We start from the raw sequence: 15,327 nt of genomic DNA, 5'->3' as shown, positions 1-15,327 counted from the left end.
CTCTCCCCTTCGCTGTGGGTCTGTGCAAGAGTTGCCCACCCGTCGCAGACGGTTGACAGCGAATGTCCAGAAGATTTTCCGCCGGTTCCCTGTCATCCGAACCGGCCGCCCGCGCAACTCTTGCGCGAGGGTCAAGCCACACCTGCGGGCACACCAAGGACGGTGACCATGGCCGACAGCGCCATGACCGCGACGTTCCTCGCCGTGATCGGCGGAGCGTCGCTGCTCGCCGTGACCGCGCGCCGGCTGCACCCCAGCGACCGGCTGCCGTCCCTGGAGGGCTGGGCGCTCGCCGACCGCGGCCTCGGCCCGGTGTGGACCTGGCTGCTGCTGGGCGGCACGATCTTCACCGCGTACACCTTCACGGCCGTACCGGGACTGGCGTACGGCAACGGCGCGGCCGCCTTCTTCGCGGTGCCGTACACGGTGATCGTCTGCCCGATCGCCTTCGTGCTGCTCAGCCGCCTCGGGGAGGTGGCCCGGCGGCACGGCTACATCACCGCCGCCGACTTCGTGCGCGGCCGCTACGGTTCGGCGCCGCTGGCCCTGGTGGTCGCGCTGACCGGGATCCTCGCGACCATGCCGTATCTGGCGCTCCAACTGCTCGGGATACGGGCGGTGCTGACCGCGGGCGGCGTCTATCCGCGGGGCGCGGCCGGTGATCTGGTGATGGTGGCGCTGTTCGCGGGCCTCGCGGTGGCCACCTACCGGCACGGACTGCGGGCGCCCACCGTCATCTCCGCGCTCAAGGCGGTCGCCGTCTTCGTCTCGCTCACCGCCGTCACCTGGCTGGTCCTGGAACGGCTCGGCGGACCGGGCGCCGTCTTCGACGGAGCCGCCGAACGCCTCGGCGGACCGGCGCTGCTCCTCTCCCCCGAGCAGCAGCCCTCCTACGCCACCCTCGCCCTCGGCTCCGCCCTCGCCCTGCTGATGTACCCGCACGTCCTGACCGCCGCCTTCGCCGCCGACAGCCCGCGCACCCTGCGCAAGGTCGCCGTGGCCCTGCCCGCCTGGACCGGACTGCTCGCCCTCTTCGGGTTCCTCGGCATCGCGGCGCTCGCGGCGGGCGTGCGGGCACCGGAGGGCGGCGCCGAGACCGCCGTACCGATGCTGGTCGACCGGCTGATGCCGGGACCGCTCGCCGGACTGGTGTTCGGGGCGATCACCGTGGGGGCGCTCGTCCCGGCCGCGGTGATGTCGATCGCGGCGGCCACCAGCTTCGTGCGCAACGTCTACGTCGAGTACGTGCACCCGACGGCCACGCCCAAGCGCCAGGTGCGCATCGCCAAGGCGGTGTCGCTGACGGCGAAGGTCGGCGCGGTCGCGTTCGTGTTCGGGCTGCGCGACCAGGACGCCGTCAATCTCCAACTCCTCGGCGGGGTCTGGATCCTGCAGATCTTCCCGGCCGTCGCCGTGGGCCTGTTCACCGGCCGGCTGCATCCACGGGCGCTGCTCGCCGGTTGGGGCGCGGGGATGCTGTCCGGCACCTACCTGGTCGTCCGCGAGGGGTTCTCGTCGGTCGGCACCGGCCCCTTCCAGATCTACGCCGGCCTCACCGCCCTCCTGCTGAACCTGACCGTCGCCGTGATCGGCACCGCGGTCCTCGAACGACTCGGCGTCCCGCGCGGCGCCGACCTGACCGATCTGCCGTCGCGTCTGAGCCTCGGCCGGCGCCCGGAGACGGGAGCGAACAACCCGTGAGACAGCACCTGAGACACACCACCTCCGTACCGGTACCGCTCACCCCCGCGGCAACCGATCCGGCCGAGCTGGAACGCGAGGCCGGCGTGGCCCGGCTCTTCGAGCAGCACTACGCCTCGATGCTGCGGCTCGCCGTGCTGCTCGGCGCCGACGACCCGGAGAACGTGGTCGCCGAGGCCTACTACCAGATCTACCGCAAGTGGCGGCGGCTCCGGGACACCGAGGCGGCGGAGGCCTATCTGCGCTCCACCGTCTGCAATCTGACCCGCATGCGGATACGGCACCTCCAGGTCGCCCGCAGACATGTGGAGAATCCCCCTGCCCCACTGGACGAACTCGTCGCCTCCGCCGAGAGCACCGCGCTCCTCCACGACGACCAGCGCGTCCTCATCGACGCCCTCCAGCAACTGCCGCCCCGGCAGCGGGAGGCGCTGGTGCTGCGACACTGGCTCGGTCTGAAGGAGAGCGAGATCGCCTCCGCGATGGGGATCTCCTGCGGCTCCGTCAAGACGCACACGGCACGCGGCCTCGCCGCCCTGACCCAGGCGATGGAGGCCCGGCGATGAAGGACACGACTCCGGACCGCACCGAGCGGGAACTCCAGGAGGCGCTGGCCGCGTTGGCGGGCGGTGTGCACGCGGCCCCCGACGCCTATCGCACGGCACGCGGCGAGTGGCTGCGCCGCGAACGCCGCCGCCGGCTCGTCCTGGCCGTACTCATCGCGGTCGTCTTCGCGCTGGCGACGCTGATCGGTCTCTGGGTGCTGAACCAGGCGCCCACGGATCCGGGGGTCATCTTCTCCAACGCACAGGTGTCACTCCCCCGGCCCTCCCCCTGATTGTCGCCGGGGTTCACCGGGAACCCGCACTCCCGTGCCCCGTATCGAGGATTACGCCCTGATCGGCGATGAACAGACAGCGGCCCTGGTCGGCAAGGACGGCAGCGTCGACTGGCTGTGCCTGCCACGCTTCGACTCCGCCGCCTGCTTCGCCAGACTGCTCGGCGACGAGGAGAACGGCCATTGGCGCATCGCACCCAAGGGCGCCGACGGAGAGTGCACCCGCCGCGCCTACCGCCCCGGCACCCTCGTCCTCGACACCGAATGGGAGACGGACGAGGGGGCGATACGCGTCACCGACCTGATGCCGCAACGCCACCAAGCTCCCGACCTCGTACGCATCGTGGAAGGTCTCAGCGGCCGGGTCACCGTGCGCAGCACTCTCAGGCTGCGCTTCGACTACGGCTCGGTCGTGCCGTGGGTGCGCAGGTCCGACGGACACCGGGTGGCCGTGGCGGGGCCCGACTCGACGTGGCTGCGCAGCGAGCCCCCGGTCCGCACCTGGGGCGAGCACTTCGGAACGTACTCCGAGTTCACCGTCGAGGAGGGCGAGAAGGTCGCGTTCGTGCTCACCTGGCACCCCTCGCACGAGCCGCGCCCCGCGCTGGTCGACCCGTACGAGGCGCTGGAGTCCAGCGTCGCCGACTGGCAGGCCTGGGCGGCGTGCTGCCGCTACGACGGTCCGCACCGGGACGCCGTGGTCCGTTCCCTGATCACCCTGAAGGCGCTCACCTACCGGCCGACCGGCGGCATCGTGGCCGCGGCCACCACCTCACTGCCCGAGGAACTGGGCGGGGTACGCAACTGGGACTACCGCTACTGCTGGCTGCGCGACTCCACGCTCGCCCTGAGCGCCCTGGCGTCGTGCGGCTACCTGGAGGAGGCCGAGGCCTGGCGGGACTGGCTGCTGCGCGCGGTCGCCGGCGACCCCGCGGACCTCCAGATCATGTACGGCCTCGCGGGCGAGCGGCGGCTGCCCGAGTACGAGCTGCCCTGGCTGTCCGGTTTCGCCGGCTCCAAGCCCGTCCGGATCGGCAACGAGGCCGTGAAACAGCTCCAACTGGACGTCTACGGCGAGGTCATGGACTCGCTGTCGCTGGCCCGTCGGGCGGGCCTGCCCGCCAAACCGCACATGTGGTCCCTGCAGAGCGTCCTGCTGAACTTCCTCCGGTCCTCCTGGCGCCAGCCGGACGAGGGGCTGTGGGAGGTGCGCGGCGGCCGCCGCGACTTCGTCCACTCGAAGGTCATGGTGTGGGTCGCCGCCGACCGCGCGGTGCGCGCCCTGGAGGCCTACCCGAAGCTGAGCGGCGACGTGGACGCCTGGCGCGCGCTGCGCGACGAGGTGCACGGCGAGGTGTGCGAGAAGGGCTACGACGCCGAGCGGAACACGTTCACCCAGTACTACGGCTCGCGCGAGCTCGACGCGTCCCTGCTGCTGATCCCGCGCGTCGGCTTCCTGCCGCCCGACGACCCCCGGGTCGTCGGCACCGTCGACGCGATCCGCGCGGAGCTGAACCACGGCGGTTTCGTACGGCGTTACAGCGTCGAGGGGACGCCCGTGGACGGGCTGCCGGGCGGCGAGGGCGCGTTCCTGGCGTGTTCGTTCTGGCTCGCCGACGCGCTCCACATGACGGGCCGCACGAAGGAGGCACGGGACCTCTTCGAACGGCTGCTGGCGCTGACCAACGACGTGGGGCTGCTGGCCGAGGAGTACGACCCGGTGGCCGGCGTGCAGCTCGGCAACTTCCCGCAGGCGTTCAGCCACATCGGTCTGGTGAACACCGCCCTCGCCCTGTTCGGGGGCGAGGAGGCAGGATAGGAGCCATGGATCTTGGACTGAAGGACCGCGTGTACGTCGTCACCGGGGCCACGCGTGGCCTCGGCAACGCGTCCGCGCGTGAGCTGGTCGCCGACGGGGCGAAGGTCGTTCTCACCGGGCGCGACGAGAAGCGGGCCGCCGACGCGGCCGCCGAGCTGGGACCCGGCGCGGTCGGGGTGGCCGTCGACAACGCCGATCCGGAGGCGCCAGCACGGCTGATCGCGGCCGCGCGGGAGAGCTTCGGCGGCTTCGACGGCATCCTCATCAGCGTCGGCGGTCCGGCGCCCGGCTTCCTCGCGGACAACACGGACGAGCAGTGGGCCGCGGCCTTCGAGTCGGTGTTCCTCGGCGCGGTGCGGCTCGCCCGTGCGGCGGCGGCCGAGCTGGAGGCGGGCGGCGTCATCGGCTTCGTGCTGTCGGGCTCGGTGCACGAGCCGATTCCGGGGCTGACCATCTCGAACGGGCTGCGGCCGGGGCTCGCCGGGTTCGCGAAGTCCCTCGCGGACGAGTTGGGGCCGCGCGGGATCCGGGTCGTGGGGCTGCTGCCGTCCCGTATCGACACGGACCGTGTGCGCGAGCTGGACGGGTTGTCCGCGGACCCGGAGGCCACGCGTGCGGCCAACGAGTCGAGGATTCCGTTGCGGCGGTACGGGACGCCGGAGGAGTTCGGTCGGACGGCGGCGTTCCTGCTGTCGCCGGCCGCCTCCTACCTGACCGGGATCATGGTGCCTGTCGACGGTGGGATGCGGCACGGGTTCTAGACGTCAACTGACCCTTTCCGCACGGTGCTTGACCGCTTTCATGCGGACTTCCGCCGGCAGTGACGCCAGCCCTGCCGAGTTCCGCGCGTGCGTCAGCGCCTGCGTCGTCAGGTGGCTCAGCGCCGTCCCGGGGTCCACGTGCGGTTCCAGCAGGAGCCGTACGCGGGTCTCCGGGGCGTTGCGCCTGCCGGTCAGCCGGACGTGGGCGTGGGACACGCCCTCCAGCTCGGTCGCGTCGTCGGCCAGTACGCCTTCCAGGGCCCGGCCCCGCAACAGCGCGCCCTCGCCGTCGCCGGTGTCCACCAGGACCTCGGTCAGCCGGTGCCGGCGCAGGTTCGCGGTCAGCCACCACAGGGCGAGCAGGACGAGGACGGCCAGTACGGCGAGGACGGTCGGCCACCACCAGCCGTGGTGCTCCCAGCGGGTGCGGTCGGCGTCGTCGAGCAGTACGTCGTGCGGGCCGTCGTGGATCCACCAGGACGGCGGGTTCAGTCCCAGGCCCACGGCCAGCACCGCACCGCCGGCCACCAGCAGGACGAGTCCGGCCACACCGAGCACGACACGGTTGACGATCCGCAGCATCGGACTCACCCCTTCTTCCCCGGCCGCCGTACCTGCACCGACAGCGCGGGCGGCCTGGCCAGACCGAGCCCGCTGATCGCCTCGGCCAGCGTGGCGTCCAGGTCGGCGCGTACGTCGTCCAGTTCACGGAAGTGCGCGACCGCGCCGACGTCGGCCTTGGTGCGGGTCAGACGTACGCGTACCGACTGGACGCCGGCGACCTCCACGGCCCGGTCGCGCAGGACCAGGGCGGCGGCCTCGCGGTGGAGTCCGGCGCGTACGTCGGTCCCGGTGCGCCGCATCGGCAGGACGCCGCGCAGACCGGGGGTGGCGGCGAGGACGATCAGCCAGACGCCGAGGGCCGCGGCGATGCCGGCGCCGACGAGGACCCAGATGTCGTCGAGGGGGCGTTCGGCGAGTTGCGCGGCCAGCTCTCGGCGCCAGCGCATGGCGGGCTGCTCGGCGCGGACCGCTGTGATGTCGTAGAGGAAGAATCCGGCGATCACCACGAGCAGCAGCGCCACGATGGCCGCGGGGACGCGCCGTGCCGACCAGAAACGGCCCTCCGCCGCACCCTCCGGTACGGGTGGGGGTTCGTACTCCCCGACGTCGGTGTCGGCCGCCTTCTCCAGTACCGGCAGTCGTTGTGTGGTGCCTTCCGTGCCCTGTGAGCCCTGGGGCTCGCTCATCGCGTCCTCCCCTGTGCCGGACCGTGCGCCGGGGTCAGGTGCAGTCGTTCCACATGGACGACGACCTCCGACACCTCCATTCCCACCAACGCGACTACCCGCTCCCCCACATGACGACGCACCCGCGCGCAGCGGGCCCCGATGTCACCGGGGTAGCCGAGGTCGAGGTGGACACGCACGCGGGCGGTCTCGATGGGGGTCCCCCCGCTCGAGCGAAGCCGAGAGTGGGGGAGGACGACCACGGTGGCGTGCGGGCGTGCGGCCCCCTCGGGGAGGTCGCCGACCGCCTCGCCCGCCGCCTGGGAGGCGATCTTCGCCACGACCCGGTCGGCGATCCGGGTCGCACCGCGCTCGCCGGGCGGGACGACGGACAGCGGTCTGCGGAGCTCACCGGAGCCGGTGGTCACCAAGGTCACCGCCGGTCACGGCGGCTGTCACGGGTACGGAAGAAGTCACCGAGCTCCAGGTCGCCCTCCAGAAACCGCCCGACGACGAAACCGATGGCGCCCAGCGCCGCCACCAGGAGGAAGGCACCGAACCCGCCGAAGTACCCGGCGAAGCCCAGCGCCATGCCGGCGATCATGCCGACCACGGCCATGCTCATCCTGCGCTCCCCTCAGCTCTCGGCGGACTCACTGGAGCCGGGACTCCGGCTCTTCGTCCTCTTCCTCCGGCAGCTTCACATCGCTCACCGCGATGTTGACCTCGACGACCTCGAGGCCGGTCATCCGCTCCACCGCCGCGATCACGTTCTCCCGTACGGCGTGGGCCACCTCGTTGATCGACACGCCGTAGTCGACGACGATCTCGAGGTCGAGCGCGGTCTGCACCTCGCCGACCTCGACCTTCACGCCCCGGGTCACGGACTTCGCCCCGCCCGGCACCCGGTCCCGCACGGCCCCGAAGGTACGGCTCAGCCCGCTGCCCATCGCGTGCACGCCGACCACGTCCCGGGCGGCCAGTCCGGCGATCTTCTCCACGACCCCGTCGGCGATGGTCGTGCGCCCGCGCGTCGCCGGATCCCCGCCACCGCGCTTGGTGGGCTTGCGCGGCTGCACGCCGGTCTCCACCTCGGGAGTCTGCGTCATGTCAGTCATCGCGGTACATCCCTTCGATCGTCTCCTTCGACCACCGTAAGCGGGGTTGCGCCGTCGCGCGCCCGTGATGCGGCAGGCTGGGGGTATGACGGCGGACCGGTGGGCGCAGACAGTGCGGCATCAGCTGGGGCTCGGCAGGCTGCTGCCGCTGGGCGGCGCGCACGAGGGCGCGTGGATCGCGGAGGAGGCGGCCGAGGCGGTGCTGCGGCGTGCGGTACGGGAGGTGCGCGGCGTACGGCTGGACCGGGCGCGGATCTCCCTCGCCGACCCGGAGGACGTGCACGACCCCGTCGTACCGCCTCCGCCCAGTGCGCTGCCGCCGGGCCCGCTGCGGGTGACGGCGGAGTTCGCGGCGACGGCGGACGAGCCGCTGCCGACCACGGCGGCCCTCCTGCGCACCGCCCTGGCGACGGCGGCGACGGAGCGGCTGGGGCTGACGGTGACCGAGGTCGATCTGCGGGTGACGTCCCTGCTGGACGAGGAACCGGCAGCCGGTCCCGTACGGCGGCCGGAACCGCCGTCGGCCGAGCCGGCCGGCGATCCCGTGGCCGCCGCGGCGCTGTCGGTGCCCGGTGTCACCGGGCTGACCGCCGCGCTGGGCCGTGCGGTGCACATCGAGGAGCGGCAGGGCGGGACGGCCCTGCCGCGGCCGCACGTCCGGGTGGAGGTGGCGGTGGACGCGGAGCACCGGGCGGTGGATGTCGCCCGGGCGGTCCGCCGAGAAGTGGGGAAGGCGCTCCCCGGTCACCCGACGGTGGCGGTGCTGGTCACCGCCGTCGGGTGAGGGCTCACTCGCCCACGCCGGCCAGGTCCCGCAGACGGCGCGTCTGAGCGGCGCGCTCGGCTGCGCGCTGCTCGTCGTAGGTGCGGTCCTGCGCACCGCGCAGCAGGGCCTTCGTCTCGATGACGGAGTCCCTGGGGGCGGCCAGAAGTGCCGCGGCCAGGTCATGGACCGCGCCGTCGAGCTGGTCGATCGGTACGGCGATGTTGGCGAGGCCGGTGTTCACCGCTTCCTCGGCCAGCACGAAGCGCCCGGTGGCGCAGATCTCCAGCGCCCGGGCGTAGCCGACCAGCGAGACGAGCGGATGCGTGCCCGTGAGGTCCGGGACCAGGCCCAGGCTGGTCTCGCGCATGGCGAACTGCACGTCGTCGGCGACGACGCGAAAGTCGCAGGCGAGCGCGAGCTGGAAGCCCGCCCCGATGGCATGCCCCTGGACGGCGGCGATGGACACGACGTCACTACGCCGCCACCAGGTGAAGCCCTCCTGGAACTCCGCGATGGCAGCGTCGAGTTCGGCGTCACCACTGCGGGCGAGGTCGATGAACGACGGCTCGCCCTCGATCCCCTCCGGCGTGAACATCTGCCGGTCGAGCCCCGCGGAGAAGGACTTGCCCTCTCCACGCAGCACGACGACACGGACGGAGCCGGGCACGAGCCGACCGGCCTCGGCGAGCGTGCGCCACAGAGCGGGGCTCTGCGCGTTGCGCTTGGCGGGGTTGGTCAGCGTCACCGTGGCGAGCGCGTTGTCGACGGTGAGCCGTACGCCGTCCTTGTCGAGCAGGGGAACGAGTTCCTGGCCCATGGGGCGCCTCCGATGAGTGCGGTCATCCTCCGTGCCACATGGCACGGCTAAGTGACTGCACAGTAACCACCCGGACGATCGAAAGACCGACCGGGTGGCCACCATCGAAAGCCGAGGGGCCGCCCGGAATCAGGACGACGCGGCCTTCTTGCCTCGGGTCGCGCCGCCACGCCCACGGAGCGTGACGCCCGACTCGCTGAGCATCCGGTGGACGAAGCCATACGAGCGGCCGGTTTCTTCGGCCAGCGCTCGGATGCTCGCACCGGAGTCGTACTTCTTCTTCAGGTCTGCCGCGAGCTTGTCGCGCGCGGCGCCGGTTACCCGGCTGCCCTTCTTCAGAGTCTCGGCCACCCGTGCCTCCTCATGGGAAGTGCGCTCTGGTCCCCTCATGATCACCCCTCCGGGGCTTCCTGGCCACCCATTCGGCAAGGTCCGTAAGACAAGGTTGTGACGACAGGAGCGCATCCCCACATACGGAATCTGTGATTCCGCAGCGAACCGTTCGTACCGCCGAACGAGTTCTTTTGTGAAGTGCCTGGTCAGAGACGCGGCACGGCCGAGCCCTTGTCGATAAAGGGCTCGGCCGCGAATTGGATGTAGGACACACCTCGGTACGAGGAGATCTCACACAGATGATGGATCACCGGTAGGCCGAATGATCCATACCTAGTTGATCAACGAGTTCGATCAAGCGAGGGCGACAAGGTCCGCGTAGTCGGAACCCCACAGATCCTCGACCCCGTCCGGCAGCAGAATGATCCGCTCCGGCTGGAGCGCCTCGACGGCGCCCTCGTCGTGGGTGACCAGGACGACAGCGCCCTTGTAGGTGCGCAGCGCGCCGAGGATCTCCTCGCGGCTGGCCGGGTCGAGGTTGTTGGTGGGCTCGTCCAGAAGCAGCACGTTCGCCGAGGAGACGACCAGGGTGGCGAGGGCCAGACGGGTCTTCTCACCGCCGGAGAGGACCCCGGCGGGCTTGTCCACGTCGTCGCCGGAGAACAGGAAGGAGCCCAGCACCTTGCGGACCTCGACCAGGTCCAGGTCGGGGGCCGAGGAGCGCATGTTCTCCAGGACCGAGCGCTCCGGGTCGAGGGTCTCGTGCTCCTGGGCGTAGTAGCCGATCTTGAGCCCGTGGCCGGGGACGACCGCGCCGGTGTCCGGCTGCTCGGCACCGGCGAGGAGCCGGAGCAGGGTCGTCTTTCCGGCGCCGTTGAGCCCGAGGATGACGACCCTGGAGCCCTTGTCGATGGCCAGGTCGACATCGGTGAAGATCTCGAGTGAGCCGTAGGACTTCGACAGTCCCTCGGCCGTCAGCGGTGTCTTGCCGCAGGGCGCGGGGTCGGGGAAGCGGAGCTTGGCGACCTTGTCGGAGACCCGCACCGCGTCGAGCCCGGCGAGCAGCCGGTCGGCACGCTTGGCCATGTTCTGCGCGGCGACCGTCTTGGTGGCCTTGGCGCGCATCTTGTCGGCCTGGGAGTGCAGTGCGGCGGCCTTCTTCTCGGCGTTCTGCCGCTCGCGCTTGCGACGCTTCTCGTCCGCCTCGCGCTGCTGCTGGTAGAGCTTCCAGCCCATGTTGTAGACGTCGATCTGGGCGCGGTTGGCGTCCAGGTAGAAGACCTTGTTGACGACCGTCTCGACCAGGTCGACGTCGTGGGAGATCACGATGAAGCCGCCGCGGTAGGTCTTGAGGTAGTCACGCAGCCAGACGATCGAGTCGGCGTCGAGGTGGTTGGTGGGCTCGTCGAGGAGCAGGGTGTCCGCGTCCGAGAACAGGATCCGCGCCAGCTCGATACGGCGGCGCTGACCGCCGGAGAGCGTGTGCAGCGGCTGGCCGAGCACCCGGTCGGGCAGGTTCAGCGCGGCGGCGATGGTGGCGGCCTCGGCCTCGGCGGAGTACCCGCCCTTGGTGAGGAACTCGGTCTCCTGGCGCTCGTACTGCCGCAGGGCCTTCTCACGGGTGGCGCCGGAGCCGTTGGCGATCCGCTGCTCGTTGTCGCGCATCTTGCGGATCAGTACGTCGAGACCGCGCGCGGAGAGGATCCGGTCGCGGGCGAGGACGTCGAGGTCGCCGGTGCGGGGGTCCTGCGGGAGGTAACCGACCTCGCCGGAGCGGGTGATGGTGCCGCCGGCCGGCTGGCCCTCGCCGGCGAGGCACTTGGTGAGGGTGGTCTTCCCCGCGCCGTTGCGGCCGACCAGACCGATGCGGTCGCCCTTGGCGACACGGAAGGTGGCGGACTCGATGAGTACTCGGGCGCCGGCGCGCAGCTCGATACCGGAGGCGGAGATCACGGACAGACTCCAGGGCAGGTTGTTTGGCGGTTGGGCGGCTGAGGACGTTCCCGCCGTCTAATGCGCGAGGAGAATGGCCATGGGCCAAGTCTAACGGGGCCGTGCAACCACTTTTTCTGAGTTCGGGTGTTCGATGGCACACGGTGCGGTGTCCCCCGTTCGGGTGAGCGCCCGCGGCCGTGCCGCATGCAGTTCGACGACGACGCCCCGCTGGACACCTCCGAGGTCCAGGACGTGCGCGGCAGCCGCATCCCCGGGGGCAGGGCGACCGTGGGCGGCGGCATCGCCGGACTGATCGCGCTGCTGCTGGGGCTGTTCTTCGGAGTCGGTCCCGACCGGCTCGGACTCAGCGACGAAGGAGGCGACCGCCCCGTCGCCACGGCTTCCGGCCTCGCCCAGGTCCCTCAGTCCTGCCGCACCGGCCAGGATGCCAACACCAGGCACGACTGCCGCATGGTGGCCGTGGTCAACAGCGTCCAGGACTACTGGGACCAGGAGTTCCAGCGGCGCAGCGGGACGTACACCCGCTCCCCCACCGACGAGTCGACCGGGCGGCCGCTGATCACCAGCCTCACCGAGGCGGACATCGCCGACGGTCTGGACGCGGCGGCGGCCGTGGGGGACGACCGGATCCAGGAGCGGTTCCAGGGGCGGGTGACGCCGGAGTCGTGGACGCACGGGTCGGCGGCGCAGCGGCAGCAGTGGTTCCACCAGGGGTTCGAGACCGGCGACATGGCCCGGTGCAATACCTTCCGCTGAGCTGTCCTGGCGGTGTTCCGGCTGGTCGGACCGCGTTGTCAGTGGTCGCTGCGAGACTGGTGGCAGGTTCGGATTCGCGGCATTTGATCACAAGGGAGTGATCCGCATGGCAGGCACGAGCGGTGGGCGGCCCAGCATCTGTCCGACGCTGTTGTACGCGGACGCCAAGGCCGCGGTCAGACAGCTCACGGAGGCTTTCGGCTTCTCCGAGCTGGCGGTCTTCGAGGGCGAGGACGGCAAGGTGGCGCACGCCGAGCTGGCGCAGGGCAACGGCGTGATCATGCTCGGCTCGAAGGGCACCGGCAGCAAGTTCGACATCGCCATGAAGGACGCCGGCACCACCGGGGTGTACGTCGTCGTGGACGACGTCGACGCACACCACCGACGTGCGGTGGAGCAGGGCGCGGAGATCCTGATGCCCCCGACCGACCAGGACTACGGATCGCGCGACTACATGGCCCGGGACCTCGAGGGCAACGTGTGGAGCTTCGGGACGTACGCCCCCGAGATCACGGCCTGACCCGCTGTCAGCTGCTCCCCGTGTGCACCTGGAAGGCCGCCCGGCGGACCGCCTTGGCCAGCGCGGGGTCGGGGTGGGCGGCGGCGAGCGCGACCAGGACCTGCACGGTGCGGGGGTGACCGACGGCGCGCACCTCGTCGAGCAGCATGGGGATCGTGGGCTGCACCGCGGACTCCAGATGCCGCACCAGCAGCGGGGCCTCCCCGTGGTCGGCGACGGCGGCGGCGGTGTCGACCCACAGCCAGGTGGCCTCCTCCCGGGTGAGCACCTCGTGGGCGTCCTCCGGGTCGGCGCCGTCGTGCACGGCGAGCCAGAGCAGGGCGTACGGCCGCAGGGTCGGCTCGTCGGCGACCGCGCGCACATCGGGCTCGGCGGGGGCGCCGACGACGCGCAGCGCCTCGAAGGCGAGACCGCGCAGCAGGGCGTCCTCGCCGCGGGCGGCGCCGAGGAGTTCGGTGACGGCGCTGCCGACCGGGCGGGCGGCGAGCCAGGCCCGGTACTCGTCGCGGGCCGCCTGGGGGCGGAGCTGGGCACAGCCGCGGAGCATCTCCTCGGCGACGGCCTCGATGTTGCCGGCGGGGCTCTGCGCGGCGACGCAGATCTGCTCCAGCTTGACCCAGACCGCCCAGCTGCCGAGCGGGGTCAGCGTGGCCTGCCCGTCGCCGTAGGTGAGGGCGCCGACCGAGGCGAGGGCGTGCAGGGCCCAGTCGAGGAGGGGGCCGAGCGGGGTGTCCCGGGGCGGTGTCTGGTCCGGGTCGGGCTGCGGGCCGTAGGGGATCTCGCAGCGTTCGGTGCGCAGTTCGGTGACCCGCTGCTCCAGGAGGTCCAGCAGCTGTTCCACGGGCACGGGCCCGGCGGAGAGCTGAAGGAAGGAGAGCACCTGCGGCATGGCGGAGACGACCTCGGCGACCGTGGCGGCCTCGTGCTCCGCGGGTTCCGGGTGGGCGAGCGACCAGGCGTCGAAGAGGGCGACCCAGCCGCGCAGAACGGCGCTGTCGTCGCGGTCCCAGGCGCGCAGGCGCCAGCCGGGGCGGGCGCTGTCGCCGTGCACCTCGACCAGGCCGGCGAGCCGGGCGGTGTCCCACTCGGCACGCACCTGAGCCGTGCTCAGGCCCAGAGAGGCCGCGGCCTGTTCGGCGCTGGCGTCGGACAGGGTGGCCTTGGCGTCGTGCTGCCCGGCGTCCCGGTCGGGGCCCAGGGCGGCGTCGGCCCAGTGGGCGACGCGGGCGGCGCCGGCCAGGAGGGAGCGCGCCATTCTGGCCAGCTCGGCCCGGGCCGGGGTGCCCTCCGGGGGGCGGGGTGCGGGGCGGCGCGAGGGCCGCTGGGTCATCGCTCGGGGGGCGGCGGCCAGGGGTCGCGGTCGGACGAGTCGAAGCCTGGAGTCGCGCGGGATACGGGACGTCACGGGTGCAGTCTTCCGGTTGACGGTCCGAAAACCCAAACGGAATGTAACGGCGGGCTACGGGGATGGCCAACGCAGGGGTCCCGGCGGGCGGCCGGGGGCCGGGAACCAGCCAGTGGTACGCCCTTAAACGGAACCGGTGGATGAGTCTGCCGGGTGCCGTCGGCGGTCGTTACATCAGCGGGGTCAGAAAGCGGCGGAGCGCCTCTTCGTACCCCGCGGGGTCGGCGTTCCACATGGCTCCGTGCGGAGCGTGCGCAACGGTGTGGAGGGCGATCAGGTGGGGGCGGGCGGCGGCGAGGCGGCGCGAGTGGTCCCAGGGGGCGATCGTGTCGTCGGGGCCGTGGACGATCAGGGTGGGCACCTTGAGGAGGTCCGGGTCGGCGGCCTCGGCGGCGGCGTCGGCGTGCAGTCCGGTGCGGCCCTGGGCGGCGCGGACGGCGAGCGGCAGCAGGGCGCCGGGGGTGCGGCGGGCGGCGGCGAGGGCGCGCAGGGTGGTCTGCCAGCTGAGGACCGGGGAGTCCAGGATCAGTCCGGAGACGCGGTCGCGGACCCCGGAGTGGGCGGCGGCGCGCAGCGCCATGGTGGCGCCGGTGGACCAGCCGTGCAGGATGACCTTCCTGGCGCCGAGGCGGACGGCGTAGCGGATCGCCGCGTCCAGGTCGCGCCACTCGGTCTCGCCGAGGTGGTTGAGGCCGTCCGGCGGGCGGGGCGCGCCGAGGTCGCCGCGGTAGGCGAGGGCGAGCACCGGGAAGCGGCGGCTCGTGAGGAACTCCATGCCGTTCAGGGAGAGTTCGCGGGTGGTGCCGAGGCCGTGCACGCAGATGACCCACGTACTCCGTACGCCGGGGACGAACCAGGCGGGCAGGGTGCCGCGTTCGCCCGGGATCTCGACGTCCTCGTGGTCGAGGCCCAGCGCGGATCCGGGGTCGCCGATGTGGGTGTTCGGGGTGAACCACACCGTGTCGCCGGGTCGCAGAGTGCCGTGTGTGACGCGTTCCAGGCGGCGTACGACGGTGTCGGCGGAGTGGGACGGGGTGTCGAGGACGGGGCCGACGACCGCATGGGCGGTGTCGCCGGAGAGGCCGTAGATGCCGGGGCGCAGGGCGGCCAGATCCCGGGTGAGCGCGACCTGGCCGGCGGCCGTGGCGTGCACGGTGAGCCGGGGCTCGTTGGGCAGCGGACGGCCCGGGGGCGCCTTCAGCGCGGCGTCGCTGGCGAGTCGTCCGGCGGCGACGCTCGCGGCGCCGGCGGCCAGGGCCATGGTGACGGCTGCGGCCGTCGCTTTGACAGTGCGCACCCGTCCAGTGT

18 protein-coding genes are annotated in these 15,327 nt (G+C 72.1%); 8 read left to right on the top strand and 10 right to left on the bottom strand.

Annotation, left to right across the window (positions count from 1 at the left end):
- Nucleotides 1-168: 168 nt before the first annotated feature.
- The 5 genes from QF037_RS36065 to QF037_RS36045 are packed head-to-tail and all read left to right on the top strand — an operon-like array spanning nt 169 to nt 5,119.
- Nucleotides 169-1,701 (top strand): sodium:solute symporter family protein, encoded by a 1,533-nt coding sequence (locus QF037_RS36065; RefSeq protein WP_307032528.1) that lies wholly within the window; start codon nt 169-171, stop codon nt 1,699-1,701.
- Nucleotides 1,698-2,267, top strand: a complete 570-nt coding sequence (locus tag QF037_RS36060; RefSeq protein WP_307032526.1) for a SigE family RNA polymerase sigma factor — start codon at nt 1,698-1,700, stop codon at nt 2,265-2,267. Before QF037_RS36065 ends, QF037_RS36060 begins: the two co-directional genes overlap by 4 nt.
- Nucleotides 2,264-2,539 carry a hypothetical protein gene (locus QF037_RS36055; RefSeq protein ID WP_307032524.1) on the top strand — a complete coding sequence of 92 codons (276 nt, stop codon included), beginning with the start codon at nt 2,264-2,266 and terminating at the stop codon, nt 2,537-2,539. The genes QF037_RS36060 and QF037_RS36055 overlap by 4 nt, the downstream gene beginning before the upstream one ends.
- Nucleotides 2,540-2,573: 34 nt before the next feature.
- Nucleotides 2,574-4,358, top strand: a complete 1,785-nt coding sequence (locus QF037_RS36050; protein WP_307032522.1) for a glycoside hydrolase family 15 protein — start codon at nt 2,574-2,576, stop codon at nt 4,356-4,358.
- A gap of 5 nt (nt 4,359-4,363) precedes the next feature.
- Nucleotides 4,364-5,119, top strand: a complete 756-nt coding sequence (locus QF037_RS36045) for an SDR family oxidoreductase (protein WP_307032520.1) — start codon at nt 4,364-4,366, stop codon at nt 5,117-5,119.
- Between the two features lie 3 nt (nt 5,120-5,122).
- On the opposite strand, the gene amaP is transcribed toward QF037_RS36045, so the two are convergent.
- Genes amaP through QF037_RS36020 form a run of 5 tightly spaced genes read right to left on the bottom strand, consistent with a single transcriptional unit; the run spans nt 5,123 to nt 7,466 of the window.
- A complete protein-coding gene (amaP, locus tag QF037_RS36040) occupies nt 5,123-5,701 on the bottom strand; it encodes an alkaline shock response membrane anchor protein AmaP (RefSeq protein WP_307032518.1) in 579 nt (192 codons plus the stop codon).
- A 5-nt stretch (nt 5,702-5,706) separates the two neighbouring features.
- Nucleotides 5,707-6,369, bottom strand: coding sequence for a DUF6286 domain-containing protein (locus tag QF037_RS36035; RefSeq protein WP_307032516.1), 663 nt, complete (start codon nt 6,367-6,369; stop codon nt 5,707-5,709).
- Nucleotides 6,366-6,785 (bottom strand): hypothetical protein, encoded by a 420-nt coding sequence (locus QF037_RS36030; protein ID WP_373463857.1) that lies wholly within the window; start codon nt 6,783-6,785, stop codon nt 6,366-6,368. Before QF037_RS36030 ends, QF037_RS36035 begins: the two co-directional genes overlap by 4 nt.
- Nucleotides 6,782-6,973 (bottom strand): hypothetical protein, encoded by a 192-nt coding sequence (locus QF037_RS36025; protein ID WP_046257709.1) that lies wholly within the window; start codon nt 6,971-6,973, stop codon nt 6,782-6,784. Before QF037_RS36025 ends, QF037_RS36030 begins: the two co-directional genes overlap by 4 nt.
- A gap of 28 nt (nt 6,974-7,001) precedes the next feature.
- Complete coding sequence (locus tag QF037_RS36020) at nt 7,002-7,466, bottom strand: Asp23/Gls24 family envelope stress response protein (RefSeq protein ID WP_046257708.1); 465 nt, start codon at nt 7,464-7,466, stop codon at nt 7,002-7,004.
- 85 nt (nt 7,467-7,551) lie between these two features.
- Between QF037_RS36020 and QF037_RS36015 the strand changes: the two genes are divergently transcribed.
- Entirely contained in the window at nt 7,552-8,250 is a 699-nt protein-coding gene (locus QF037_RS36015; protein WP_307032512.1) for a nucleopolyhedrovirus P10 family protein, read from the top strand.
- 4 nt (nt 8,251-8,254) lie between these two features.
- Here the strand turns inward: QF037_RS36015 and QF037_RS36010 are convergent, their stop codons facing one another.
- The 3 genes from QF037_RS36010 to QF037_RS36000 form a co-directional block, all read right to left on the bottom strand.
- On the bottom strand, nt 8,255-9,049 hold the full coding sequence (locus QF037_RS36010; RefSeq protein WP_307032509.1) for an enoyl-CoA hydratase/isomerase family protein: 795 nt from the start codon (nt 9,047-9,049) through the stop codon (nt 8,255-8,257).
- 129 nt (nt 9,050-9,178) lie between these two features.
- The gene (locus QF037_RS36005) at nt 9,179-9,400 is read right to left on the bottom strand and encodes a helix-turn-helix domain-containing protein (RefSeq protein WP_004002281.1); all 222 of its coding nucleotides are present in this window, start codon (nt 9,398-9,400) and stop codon (nt 9,179-9,181) included.
- A 336-nt stretch (nt 9,401-9,736) separates the two neighbouring features.
- Complete coding sequence (locus tag QF037_RS36000) at nt 9,737-11,335, bottom strand: ABC-F family ATP-binding cassette domain-containing protein (RefSeq protein WP_307032507.1); 1,599 nt, start codon at nt 11,333-11,335, stop codon at nt 9,737-9,739.
- A gap of 186 nt (nt 11,336-11,521) precedes the next feature.
- Between QF037_RS36000 and QF037_RS35995 the strand changes: the two genes are divergently transcribed.
- Both QF037_RS35995 and QF037_RS35990 read left to right on the top strand, forming a co-directional pair.
- A complete protein-coding gene (locus QF037_RS35995) occupies nt 11,522-12,094 on the top strand; it encodes a neutral zinc metallopeptidase (RefSeq protein WP_307032505.1) in 573 nt (190 codons plus the stop codon).
- Between the two features lie 106 nt (nt 12,095-12,200).
- Nucleotides 12,201-12,614, top strand: a complete 414-nt coding sequence (locus QF037_RS35990) for a VOC family protein (protein ID WP_307032503.1) — start codon at nt 12,201-12,203, stop codon at nt 12,612-12,614.
- Between the two features lie 7 nt (nt 12,615-12,621).
- On the opposite strand, the gene QF037_RS35985 is transcribed toward QF037_RS35990, so the two are convergent.
- On the bottom strand, nt 12,622-13,944 hold the full coding sequence (locus QF037_RS35985) for a hypothetical protein (protein WP_307032501.1): 1,323 nt from the start codon (nt 13,942-13,944) through the stop codon (nt 12,622-12,624).
- Between the two features lie 244 nt (nt 13,945-14,188).
- Nucleotides 14,189-15,316, bottom strand: coding sequence for an alpha/beta hydrolase (locus QF037_RS35980; RefSeq protein ID WP_307032499.1), 1,128 nt, complete (start codon nt 15,314-15,316; stop codon nt 14,189-14,191).
- Between the last annotated feature and the right edge of the window lie 11 nt (nt 15,317-15,327).

Source organism: Streptomyces canus, assembly GCF_030815415.1.
In the GTDB taxonomy this organism is placed as follows: Bacteria; Actinomycetota; Actinomycetes; order Streptomycetales; family Streptomycetaceae; genus Streptomyces; species Streptomyces canus_F.
This window is presented reverse-complemented; position numbering and strand designations above follow the sequence as displayed.